Genomic DNA, 11,627 nt, shown 5'->3' on the forward strand with positions numbered 1-11,627 from the left:
GCATTTTACGCTATAGGCACTGTGCTAATAAAAGGATTAAGCTTAACTTTTAACGTGTTTAAAAAATACCTTAAAGCGAGTGTTCGCGTTTGAAGTTACCACTATGTTGCCCCCATTTGCTGTAACTAGCGCTTTTACTATCGCAAGTCCTAAACCCGCGCCGTTGCCTTGTCGCTGCCTTGATTTATCGGCTCGATAAAATCGGTCAAATAAATAGGGTAAATGCTCTGCTGCTATTTTTTCGCCTGGGTTGGTAACCGCAATACACACTTGATCATTTCCAGTGCGCTCACTACTAATAGTTATCGATTCGCCTGCTGGGGTATACCTAATCGCATTTGATAATAAATTAGATAACAACTGCCTAAAGTGTAATTGTTCACAATAAAACTCAACATTACTACCTTGTTTAATAAAGGTAATATTGGCATCTTCTGCTACCGCATCAAAGTATTCTAGTAACGCGTCTATTTCTTCATCACTTTGTAATACTTGTTGTTGTGCTTTTATCAGTCCATTTTGAGTTTTTGCCAACCACAGCATATCACTCACCATTTTTGTTAGTCGCTCTAGTTCTTCAAGGTTTGAAAACAACAGTTCTTGGTATTGCACAAGGTCGCGCTGTTTTGTTAAGCCAACTTGTGTTTGAGTAATAATATTAGTAAGCGGGGTACGCAGTTCGTGGGCTATATCGGTAGAAAAATTTGATAAACGCATAAACTCATCTTGTAATCTATCCAGCATGGCATTAAATGAATGCACCATATTCACCAGCTCAATTGGCACTTTACTTTCATCTAACCTAACATCCATTTTATGGGTTTGAATGTCATATATTTTTTTGCTTAAGCCACGCAGTGGATTTAACCCCTGATGTACCGCAAACCAAGCAACGAGTAAAATGAGCACAGCTGAGCCAAACATAATCACCCATAGGCTTTGTTTAAATTGGCGCAAAAAATGTTTATGAAAACTCATATCAATGGCGGCGGTAATTTTATAATGCTGTTGCTGCACGTTAAAGTCGCTAACTAATGCGCGATAGGTATGATCATTGGCTTGCCAATGCACTATGTTATCGCGATTAAAACCAAGCGCCGATGGCGCACTCATAATCTGCTTAGTAAAATCGCGACCTGAACTTTGGTAAATTAAGGCTCCTTGCTGGCTATTTACTTGATAATAAACACCATGATGTCCTGCCACAGCTTTAGATAATGCCTGCCCTAAAGGTTCACTTGAGCTATGATGCTGGGCTAAAACAGCTGCAACTGACTGGCTAATAACCTTTAACTCCCCACTGTCTTGCTCAATAAAGTGATGCTCAATGGAGGAGTTAATTAATGACGCGACTAAGGTTAAACAGGCTATTACAGTAACAGCAATAAACAATACCACCCGCATGGTCAACGACATTGGTCGAGCGTTAATTTTGGGCATTTTCGACCTCTAATTTATAGCCCATACCGCGCACTGTATGAATAAGTTTAATACTATACTCATCGTCAACCTTGCCCCGCAGGCGTCTAATCGCAACATCTATTACATTGGTATCACTTTCAAAGTTCATATCCCATACTTGCGACGCTATAAGTGAGCGAGATAGCACTTCGCCTTCTCGGCGCAGTAGTAGCTCTAATAAGCTAAACTCTTTATTACTGAGCAAAATACGCTTGCCTGCTCGCTGTATTTTACGCTTTGGTATATCCATTTCTAAGTCTGCAATTGTGAGTATGTCGGCCACTTTTTGTACGCCACCACGGCGAATAAGCGTACGCACGCGAGCAAGTACTTCTGAAAAAGCAAACGGTTTTATTAAGTAATCATCTGCGCCAAGTTCAAGCCCTTTTACTCTGTCATCAACACTATCGCGAGCCGATAAAAATAATACTGGCGTGTCGTTTTTGGCTTCTCGTACCGACTCTAAAATTCGCCAGCCAGATACATCGGGCAACATTATATCTAATATAATCACATCAAATAATTCGGTCATTGCTAAATGGTGACCGTCAAGGCCATTGCGCGCCAAACAAACCTGAAAGCCGGCTTCGGTTAAGCCCTGTTTTAAGTAATCACCGGTTTTAATCTCGTCTTCAACGATTAGTAAGCGCATATAATTCCTTTGTTACTTTTATTATAATTTTAGTTATCACTTAAACAGCACTATGCCATATGCGCTACAACAGCAACATGACATTAAGATTACAACTTTGTAATGTTCGCGTCATGTCGATGTCAGGTTTAAATATTATACTCAATGCATATTTTGCTATTCAGGTGTAATAAAATGGGTTTTAAAGAGTCATTACAGCACATTTCAAAGCCACGTAGGCGTTTTGTTCAAGGATTAATTGCAGGCGGTGTGCTGGCAGCTTTTCCAACTGTTTTACATGCAGCATCATCTTTAGCGGCTTCAACATTAACAGGTACTGTGCCTGAGTTGAGCGGTAAAGTTATTGACCTGGTTATTGATGAGTCCCCAGTAAACTTTACCGGTGTAGTGCGTATGGCAACCACCATTAATGGCTCTATTCCCGCGCCAACATTACGCCTTAAAGAAGGTGACGATGTGACCATTCGCGTTACCAACAATTTAGCGGTACCTAGCTCTATTCACTGGCACGGTATTATTTTACCGTATCAAATGGATGGTGTACCGGGCATTAGCTTTAAAGGCATTATGCCTGGCGAAACATTTGTTTATAAATTTAAGTTACAACAAAGCGGTACTTATTGGTATCACTCACACAGTGGCTTTCAAGAAATGACTGGTATGTATGGGGCGTTAATTATTGAGCCTCGTGAGCAAGATGTTATCAGCGCAGATAATGAACATATTATTCAACTCTCTGATTGGACTGATGATGATCCTATGGAGTTATTCCGTAAATTAAAAATTCAGGGGGATGTGTTTAACTTTAATCAGCCCACTGTACCTGAGTTTTTTGATGACATAGCAACAAGCGGCGTTGCTAATGCACTTCAACGACGTGAAATGTGGAACCAGATGCGAATGAGTCCAACCGATTTAGCTGATTTATCGGCTTCGGCAATGACCTATTTAATGAATGGTACTGCGCCAATGGCTAATTGGCGTGGGCTGTTTAAAGCGGGCGAAAAAGTACGTTTAAGATTTATTAATGGCTCAAGTAACACCTTTTTTGATGTACGTATCCCAGAGTTAAAATTAACTGTGGTACAAGCAGATGGACAAAATGTTGAACCCGTTACCGTAGATGAGTTTCGCTTTGGTCCAGGTGAAACCTACGATGTGGTTGTTGAGCCTAAAAATGACGCATACACAATTTTTGCACAAAGCATGGACCGCTCAGGTTATGCCAAAGGGACTTTGTCTGTCGCTGCTAATATTGATGCGCCAGTGCCTGCACTTGACCCCGTTGAGTGGTTAGCAATGCGGGATATGATGGGCAATATGGATCACTCTGCTATGCCTGGAATGGATCACAGCGCTATGGGCCACGCTAGCATGGACAAAACCAGTATGGATCAGGGGGCAATGGATCATAGCACAATGGACCACGGTGCAATGGCAATGGACCATAGTAAGCATAATATGGGTAAAAACCCACTGGCTGTTCCAAGTCAGAAAGTTCGCCACGCTAAAACAGAATATGGCGCCTCAGTTGATATGCGCGTTGATACGCCACGCACAAATTTAGACGATCCTGGTATTGGGCTGCGCAATAACGGCCGTCGAGTTTTAACACTTGCAGATTTACGCTCTCTTGATGGCATAGTTGACCACCAAGCACCCGAAGCCGAAATTGAGCTGCATTTAACCGGCAACATGGAACGCTACAGCTGGTCTTTTGATGGCTTAGAGTTTGGTAAAAGTACCCCTGTGCATATGAAGCATAATCAGCGGGTACGAGTTATTTTACAAAACGATACCATGATGACACACCCTATGCATTTACATGGTATGTGGAGCGACTTGGAGAACGATCAAGGTGATGTGTTAGTTCGCCGCCACACCATAATGGTACAGCCCGCCCAAAGAATTAGCTTTTTAACTACGCCACATGATGTTGGTCGTTGGGCTTGGCATTGTCATTTACTGTTTCATATGGATGCAGGTATGTTTAGAGAGGTGGTTGTATCATGAGAAATTTAACCTTATCAACAGTACTTACTAGTGCACTATTAATTAGCGCACCGTTATTGAGCCTGCATGTGTTTGCTCAAACTGAAATGGGCGACATGTCTGGCGATATGGCGGGCGATAAAATGCAGCCGCAAGGCGGCGATGCCCCTAAAAATGCTCGCGATCCACACGCTTATGCTAATGGCACAACCTTAACGCAAGGGCCATATGCTTTAGCAGATGGCGAGCGCTTAACCCTTGCGGATGAGCATAAGTTTTACGCTATTTTAGGTGATCGTCTTGAGTATAACGAACAAGCCGATGCTGCTGTTTTCGATTTACAAGCTTGGTACGGCACCACCTTTAATCGATTAGTGATAAAAACCGAGGGTGATGTTAGTGATGGCAAGCTTGAAGAAAATCAAACTGATATTTTATGGGGTCATGCAATTTCGGCTTATTGGGATACGCAAGTCGGTATTCGCTACGATTATTATAAAGAAGGCAAAAACCGTCAATGGTTAGCGTTTGGTATTCAAGGCTTAGCACCTTATTGGTTTGAGCTTGATATGACAGCGTATGTAGGTGAGAGCGGCAATACAGCATTTACAGCAGAAGCTGAATATGAGCTGCTTTTAACACAAAGGCTCATTATACAGCCTCGTGCTGAAATAACATTTTATGGTAAAGACGATGAACAAAATGAGCTAGGCAGTGGGCTATCTAGTACTGCTATTGGCGTTAGGGTTCGTTATGAATTTACTCGCCAATTTGCACCTTATGTAGGTGTAGAGTGGACTAATAAATTTGGTAGCACAGCAGATTACGCCAAGCTAAACGAGCAGAGCAGCAACGATACTGAGTTTGTTGCCGGTATAAAATTTTGGTTTTAATATTTAAAAATAAGAGGTAACTATGAAATTTATAACTATTGCGGCAATTTTAGGCTTAGCTTTAAGCTTTTCGGCATCAGCTCATATTTCGCTAAAGCAATCAACACCACAAAATAGTGCGATGCTAATGCAAAGTCCAGAGCAACTTACGTTAACGTTTAGCGGCGAAGTACAACTTGCCAAAGTACTCTTAAGTGATGCTGCAAACAAGCAAGTAGATTTTAACTTTAAACCCAGTGCAAAAGCTAATAGCAACTTTAGCTGGCCGTTACCCAAGCTTGAACAAGGTAATTACACAGTTAAATGGATAGCGCTTGGTGGCGATGGCCACAAAATGTCAGGCAATTTTGACTTTATGCTGCACGCCAGCGACACACATTCTAAAATGAAAAACATGGCGCCTAGCCATAAACAACATAATCATTAGGTAGTCATATAATGCAATTAAGTGATTGGTCAGTGCTGTTACTATTATTAAAAATAGTAAGCTATTTAGCTATTGCAGCCCTTGCGGGCTGCTTGCTAATGCGCTTACTTAATAATGAGAGTACAACGCCAGATACACAATTAAGCTGTTTTAATCGGTATTTAAAGCGCTGGCAAATCACCCTTGTTATGGTGGGCTTTATTGGTGCAATATTACAAATACCAATTGAAGCGGGGGCCATGGCTGAATCTGGTTTTGCTGGCATGATAGACCCCTTCATGCTGGATATAATTTGGCAATCAGTAATTGGTGAGCAGGTAAGTATGAGAGTGCCTGCATTTATAATTGCCTTGTTTGCGGTGTGCACTTGGCGCCCCCATTCAAACTCAGCTAACGTGGCTAATTTTGTTATTACACTATTCGCACTTATTATCCTTACCTATAGCTTTACCTTAACCGGCCACAGCGCCGAAAAAAGCCTATTAATTAAAAGTATATTAACACTGCATTTAATTGCCATTGCTAGTTGGATTGGCTCACTATGGCCTCTTTATAAAAGTTGCCAACTGCTATCGTTAAATACGATAAAGCATTTAATGGAACGCTTTGGACAGCTAGCAATTATTATCATAGCGGTACTGCTCATATCTGGTATAACCTTATTATGGCAATACTTAAATTCATTTTCTGTATTATTTACTTCAAATTATGGCCAGCTAATAATGTTAAAACTGTTGTTAGTGAGTGCTATGTTACTACTGGGTGCTTGGCATAAACTACGTTTAGTTCCGCAAATTACACAGCAACATCATGTTGTTACTTTAAAGCGTTCTATTTCTGTTGAAATGCTTATTGCCGTGTGTGTATTGCTAACCACCAGTGTATTTACCACGCTCGTTGGGCCGCCCGTATAATTTATCTTATAAAGAGAAAAACATGTTAATAAAACACCCTAAATTTGGATTGATCTCAGCGCTGTTATTTACTGCAACAAGCTCTTTTACTGTAAACGCGCATGGTGATGAAGAGCACGCAAAAAAATCAGCTTTATTTGTTAATGTAAGCAGTGCTGCAGCAAAAGTTGTTAGCTCGTTTCATACTGCGCTTAAGCAAGGCGATAAAGTAACTGCTCGACAATTACTAGCCGATGATGTGATTATTTTTGAAGGTGGCGGCGTTGAGCGCTCAGCCGATGAATACGCTAACCACCACATGTTAGCTGACATGAAATACCTAAGTGCAATTAACAGCGACCTATTAGAGCACCAAGTGTTTATTAATGGTGATATGGCTTACTCGGTATCAAGAAGTAAAAGTCATGGCAACTATAAAGGTAAAGAAATAAGCGCCACAGGTATGGAGTCAATCACCTTAAAAAATACCGATTCAGGCTGGAAAATAACTCATATTCATTGGTCAAATTAAGGCGTTAATTATGCGTATAATTAAAATCACCTCAAGCGTGCTTTTAGCACTAGCACTGCCTCTTATGGGGGCGTGCTCTGAGCAATCACCGCAAGTACATAAAGCAACTAGCTCAGCCGATAGTCCCAAAAAACAGGAGTTAAAGCTTACTGTTTATAAAGATAAAAACTGTGGCTGTTGCAAAGGCTGGATTGAGCATATAAATCAAAGCGACATTAATACAAAAGCCATTGATGCAGACGATATGGGATTAATAAAATCGCAATATCAAATAAAGCCTAACCAGCGCTCATGCCATACAGCTGTGTCGGCCAACGGTTTTGTGTTTGAAGGCCACGTACCGGCTAAGTTTATTAAACAATTTTTATCGGAAAAACACCCAGCGCATATTATCGGTTTAACCGTACCCGCAATGCCACTAGGCACACCAGGTATGGAAATGGGCGATGCATTTCATAAATACAACATTGAATTTATTACCACAAACACCACCACAGGTGTGTACAAGCACATTAGTCAATACGACGAGCAGTTTTAACTGTTGTGGCATAGTTTGTGAAACTGTTTAGTACCTATAAAGAACTGTAAACCCCCATTACAGTTTGCACAAAAAAGCCACAATTAAAAATTGTGGCTTTTTTAGTTTTTAATAATTAATTAGACATTATTTTAGTAAGTTTTTCTCAAAAAATTCGGCCATCATAGTGTGGTAATGCAAAGCCGTTCCTTTGCCTTCTTTTAGGCTGTGTGAACGATTAGGATAAGCAAAAAACTCAAATTGTTTATTATGCTTAACAAGCTCGTCAATTAAACGCTCAGACCCCTGATAGTGTACGTTATCGTCGCCAGTACCGTGGATCAGTAATAATTTACCGCTAAGGTTTTTAGCAAAACTAATTGGCGAGGTATTATCATAGCTTTGTGGGTCGGTGTTTGGGTTACCCGAATAACGCTCTTGATAAATAGTGTCATATAAACGTATATCGGGCACAGGTGCTGAAGCAATACCTACTTTAAATTTGTCGCCGTGACGAAATAATAAATTAAGTGTAGAGCTGCCGCCGCCAGAGTGTCCCCATACGCCAACCCGCTCTGTGTCTATTACATCCCAGCGTTTAGCCATCGCGTCGAGCGCGTCAACTTGGTCTTGCACTGTAATTGAGCCTATTTTTTTATAAATAGATTTGCGCCAATCTCGGCCTTTTGGTGCGCGTGTACCGCGGTTATCAACTGATGCAACAATAAAGCCTTTTTGAGTTAATAACGATTTGTATAAATAGCTATTACCTTCAAAGCGATCTTGTACGGTTGATCCCCATGGTTCGCCATAAACGTAAAATACGATTGGGTACTTTTTATTTGGATCCATATCCGCAGGAAACATAATATAACCATCAAGCTCGGTGCCATCACGCGCGGCTACTTTAAAAAATTCGTGGTTTGGTAAACTTTGCTCTGCTAATTTTTGTTTCAGCTCGCTGTTTTCAACTAAGGTTTTTACATTACTGTGATCGCTCACCTTAATAATTTGCTTAACGGCCGGCTGACCAAATTTAGAATAGGTGTGCATGGCCCAAGAAGCATCCTTTGACACGTAATAACTGTTGGAGCCGTTAAACTGCTCTGGTGTTACTCGTACTGGTTTACTGCTGCCATCTATTGCTGTGCGATACAAATAGCGCTGAGCTGCATCATCTGGCGATGCACTAAAGTACAATACGTTTTTATCTTCGTTGATTGCAAGCATATCAACAATGTCGTAATCGCCAGGGGTTAGGTCAATAATTTTTTTGCCATCGCGCGATATGCGATACAAATGACGCCAGCCGTCGCGCTCGCTGTGCCAAATAAAAAACTCACCGCTTTTTGACCAATTAGCACTATAAAACCATTCAATAAACGCATCGTCTTTTTCTGCCAGTATTTTAGTTAGCTGCTGCTTTTGCCAATTAAATAACCATAAATTATTATGGTTTTGTGGGCGGTTTAAGTCTTGGATAAGTAACGACTCACCATCGCCTGCCCAGCTAATGCGTGGTATGTAACGATCGCGGTTATCGCCCTCAAGTTTAGCCCACCGGGTTTGCTTGTCACTCAGGCTCACTACGCCTACGCGTACAGCTGAGTTAGTTTCGCCCGCTTTAGGGTATGGAAATTCAGTAAGGCTAGGGTAGAGCGCTTTGGTGTTGTTGATCATGGTAAAGTATTTAACGCCGCTAGTATCGAGTTGCCAATACGCGATTGATTTATTATCTGGGCTCCAACTAAAGCCATCACGAATAGAAAACTCTTCTTCGTATACCCAATCGAAATTACCATTAACTGTGGTAGCGCTGCCATCGGTTGTTAATGCGCTAACGGTATTGCTGCCAACTGCTTGCATATAAATATTATTATCGCGCACATACGCTACTTTTGAGCTGTCGGGGGAGAACTTAGCAAACATAAGCTTTTTGGGCTCAGGGTTTTCGCCGCCCAACTGCGAGAGTTTATTCGTATTTAAGTTAAGTAACCAAAAATCCCCTCGGCTGCGCGAACGCCATACTTGCTCACTGTTGGTAAATACCATGAGCCACTGGCCATCTTTAGAAAATTGATAACTCTCAATTGCAAACGCTTCATCTGCGCCCTCTGGCAGTAACTTTTCAAAAGCAACCAGTACTTTTCGCCCTGTGCCATCGGCGTTGTAAAATACAATGTCGTTGCCTTTTACACCGTGCTCTTTTTCGTCGTCAGCTTTAACGCCTACTTTTTTATCGGCTTCACGTTGCTCAAGTACTGTGTAGCCAGTGCCATCGTCTAACCATTTAAAGTAAGTACTACGCTGTGCTTTAAAGTATTTATCTTTATAAATTTGCTCAAGAGTAAGCGGGTTACTAATAGGTGTAACTGCATTACCTGTTGTTGATGGTGATGTATTTGATGTCATAGAACACCCTTGTATGGTTATACCCGTCAGAATGGCAACTAACAGTGCTGAGGTTTTAATTATTTTCATCGTGTTTCCTAGGGGGGGTTATTAAATAAATACTGACCCCGCTACTTTAGCAAATAAGCAAAATAGGATCTGAGCGTTTATCGCGTTATTAAGGGATTAAGCTTAAAAACGGAATTAATACGCCATGTTAATTAAAAGTAGGCATTAGCTGTGTAATGAAGGTTACCGTTTTTAAATACCTAACCCTTTTGCTACGCAGTTAATCTAATTCTAAATTTGCACGTTCAACACTCTCTGCTGGCAGCTCTTTTTGTACCGATACGCCCAGCTCTTTAAACTCGCTTGCCTGTTTAATTAGGTTACCTTTACCTCGGTAAAGCTGCGAAAACGCTTTGTCGTAGCTTTCTTTAGCACGATCGAGCTGTTTGCCAACCCCTTCCATGCTGGTTAAAAAGCCATTGAGCTTGTTATAAAAACGCTCGGCTCGAGCTGCCAATTCTTTTGAGTATTTAGTTTGTTCTTCAAAGCGCCATAGCTGTTTAACTATATTTAAACTAGTGAGTAAGGTAGTGGGGGTTGCCACTAGAATATTTTTTTCGATTGCTTGCTGGTAAATATCACTTTGGTATTTAAGCGCTTCAACAAAGGCTGACTCTATTGGTACAAACATCACCACTACTTCAGGCGAGTTAAGCCCAGGTAGACGGTCGTACGATTTACTCGCAAGCTCGTTTATACGCGCTTTAACAGCCTCAACGTGCTCTTTAATAGCTTGCTGTGCTTCTAGCTCGTTATCGGCGTTAACATAGCGTGTGTAGGCGTTTAACGAAGTTTTAGCGTCAATAACTAAATGGCGACCTTGGGGTAAATACACAACTACATCGGGGCGTAAGCGGCCGTCTTCGGTGTTAAACGACACCTCGCGTTTATAGTCTACGCCTGCGCGTAAGCCTGCGCTGTCGAGCACGTTTTCTAGCATTAACTCGCCCCAATTGCCTTGGGTTTTCTTTTGCCCTTGTAGAGCGTTACTGAGCCTGTCGGCTTGCTCGGTTATGGCTTGGCTTTTTGCTTGTAAATGTAATAACTCGGTTTTAAGCGCGGCGCGTTGTTTTAAGTCTTCAACATGGATTGACTCCATTTTGTCGCGAAAGCCTTTTAGCTCGCCTTGCACTGGTTTTAATAGTTGCTCAATGCTTTCTTGATTGAGCACTTTAAACTTTTGAGACTTTTCTTCTAAAATTTGATTCGCTAAGTTTTCGAACTCTTTTTTAAGCATCTCTTTGCTTTGCTCTATTTGCGCAAGTTGTTCGCTAAAGTGTTGTTGTTTTTGCTCAAGCGTAGTGCGTATATTATTTAGCTCTACATCGCGTTGGCTATATTGTTTGCGCAGTGCACTTAGCTCGGCTTCGGCTTTTTGCCAAAACTGATTATATTGCTGGCTTTGTTTTTCTTGTTCGGTAAAGCGGGTTTTAAAGTGCTGCGCTTGGTCGCGTTGCTCTTGATGGGTATGCTCTAAAAGTTCGTGATCATCCGCTAACTGGGTGTATTGCAGGGTTTTGCTCTCAAACTGACTTTGCAATAACGACAACTGCTGTTGCTGCTCACTAAGTTGTTGTTTTAATTTTTTACTAAGCGATGCAGATACTAGGCTACAAATTACGCCACCTGCGGTAACGCCTACGCCTACACTTAGCCAATCAATGCTAGTTAATAACTGAGAAAACATAAAATAAACTTATTAAATTTAGAGACATGCCATCATAACGAATAACTATCGATAGCAGTAGGGGCGAGATATAAATTAAAGGCATAAAAAAAGCCAACCTATAAAAGATTGGC

Annotated in this window: 10 protein-coding genes; 6 read left to right on the top strand and 4 right to left on the bottom strand. The window is 41.3% G+C overall.

The features are described from left to right. Positions 1–42: 42 nt before the first annotated feature. Entirely contained in the window at positions 43–1,440 is a 1,398-nt protein-coding gene (locus tag I6F41_RS00185; RefSeq protein ID WP_231613327.1) for a heavy metal sensor histidine kinase, read from the bottom strand. Further along, entirely contained in the window at positions 1,427–2,113 is a 687-nt protein-coding gene (locus I6F41_RS00190; RefSeq protein ID WP_086998455.1) for a heavy metal response regulator transcription factor, read from the bottom strand. The genes I6F41_RS00185 and I6F41_RS00190 overlap by 14 nt, the downstream gene beginning before the upstream one ends. 174 nt (positions 2,114–2,287) lie before the next feature. Here I6F41_RS00190 and I6F41_RS00195 point away from each other — a divergent pair, with 174 nt between their 5' ends. From I6F41_RS00195 to I6F41_RS00220, 6 genes are read left to right on the top strand one after another with little or no spacing between them, the layout of a single operon-like run. Continuing rightward, complete coding sequence (locus I6F41_RS00195; protein ID WP_182684443.1) at positions 2,288–4,126, top strand: copper resistance system multicopper oxidase; 1,839 nt, start codon at positions 2,288–2,290, stop codon at positions 4,124–4,126. Beyond that, positions 4,123–4,998, top strand: coding sequence for a copper resistance protein B (locus tag I6F41_RS00200; RefSeq protein ID WP_115121849.1), 876 nt, complete (start codon positions 4,123–4,125; stop codon positions 4,996–4,998). Before I6F41_RS00195 ends, I6F41_RS00200 begins: the two co-directional genes overlap by 4 nt. Positions 4,999–5,020: 22 nt before the next feature. Continuing rightward, entirely contained in the window at positions 5,021–5,425 is a 405-nt protein-coding gene (locus I6F41_RS00205) for a copper resistance CopC family protein (protein ID WP_197107438.1), read from the top strand. An 11-nt stretch (positions 5,426–5,436) separates the two neighbouring features. Beyond that, the gene (locus tag I6F41_RS00210; protein ID WP_197107440.1) at positions 5,437–6,339 is read left to right on the top strand and encodes a copper resistance D family protein; all 903 of its coding nucleotides are present in this window, start codon (positions 5,437–5,439) and stop codon (positions 6,337–6,339) included. Between the two features lie 22 nt (positions 6,340–6,361). Next, positions 6,362–6,850 carry a YybH family protein gene (locus I6F41_RS00215; protein ID WP_089368998.1) on the top strand — a complete coding sequence of 163 codons (489 nt, stop codon included), beginning with the start codon at positions 6,362–6,364 and terminating at the stop codon, positions 6,848–6,850. 10 nt (positions 6,851–6,860) lie between these two features. Next, a complete protein-coding gene (locus I6F41_RS00220) occupies positions 6,861–7,388 on the top strand; it encodes a DUF411 domain-containing protein (RefSeq protein ID WP_089368997.1) in 528 nt (175 codons plus the stop codon). 126 nt (positions 7,389–7,514) lie between these two features. Here the strand turns inward: I6F41_RS00220 and I6F41_RS00225 are convergent, their stop codons facing one another. Both I6F41_RS00225 and rmuC read right to left on the bottom strand, forming a co-directional pair. Continuing rightward, positions 7,515–9,848, bottom strand: coding sequence for a S9 family peptidase (locus tag I6F41_RS00225; protein ID WP_197107442.1), 2,334 nt, complete (start codon positions 9,846–9,848; stop codon positions 7,515–7,517). A gap of 199 nt (positions 9,849–10,047) precedes the next feature. After that, entirely contained in the window at positions 10,048–11,514 is a 1,467-nt protein-coding gene (gene rmuC, locus I6F41_RS00230; protein WP_089368995.1) for a DNA recombination protein RmuC, read from the bottom strand. Between the last annotated feature and the right edge of the window lie 113 nt (positions 11,515–11,627).

The sequence above is a fragment of the Pseudoalteromonas sp. SCQQ13 genome (assembly GCF_015864415.1).
GTDB lineage: Bacteria > Pseudomonadota > Gammaproteobacteria > Enterobacterales > Alteromonadaceae > Pseudoalteromonas > Pseudoalteromonas nigrifaciens.

Bases quoted from the DNA above. Each gene is read 5' to 3' on its own strand.
- I6F41_RS00205 (WP_197107438.1), top strand. From the start codon at position 5,021: ATGAAATTTATAACTATTGCGGCAATTTTAGGCTTAGCTTTAAGCTTT.
- I6F41_RS00195 (WP_182684443.1), top strand. From the start codon at position 2,288: ATGGGTTTTAAAGAGTCATTACAGCACATTTCAAAGCCACGTAGGCGT.
- I6F41_RS00185 (WP_231613327.1), bottom strand. From the start codon at position 1,440: ATGCCCAAAATTAACGCTCGACCAATGTCGTTGACCATGCGGGTGGTA.
- I6F41_RS00220 (WP_089368997.1), top strand. From the start codon at position 6,861: ATGCGTATAATTAAAATCACCTCAAGCGTGCTTTTAGCACTAGCACTG.
- I6F41_RS00225 (WP_197107442.1), bottom strand. From the start codon at position 9,848: ATGAAAATAATTAAAACCTCAGCACTGTTAGTTGCCATTCTGACGGGT.
- rmuC (WP_089368995.1), bottom strand. From the start codon at position 11,514: ATGTTTTCTCAGTTATTAACTAGCATTGATTGGCTAAGTGTAGGCGTA.
- I6F41_RS00200 (WP_115121849.1), top strand. From the start codon at position 4,123: ATGAGAAATTTAACCTTATCAACAGTACTTACTAGTGCACTATTAATT.
- I6F41_RS00210 (WP_197107440.1), top strand. From the start codon at position 5,437: ATGCAATTAAGTGATTGGTCAGTGCTGTTACTATTATTAAAAATAGTA.
- I6F41_RS00190 (WP_086998455.1), bottom strand. From the start codon at position 2,113: ATGCGCTTACTAATCGTTGAAGACGAGATTAAAACCGGTGATTACTTA.
- I6F41_RS00215 (WP_089368998.1), top strand. From the start codon at position 6,362: ATGTTAATAAAACACCCTAAATTTGGATTGATCTCAGCGCTGTTATTT.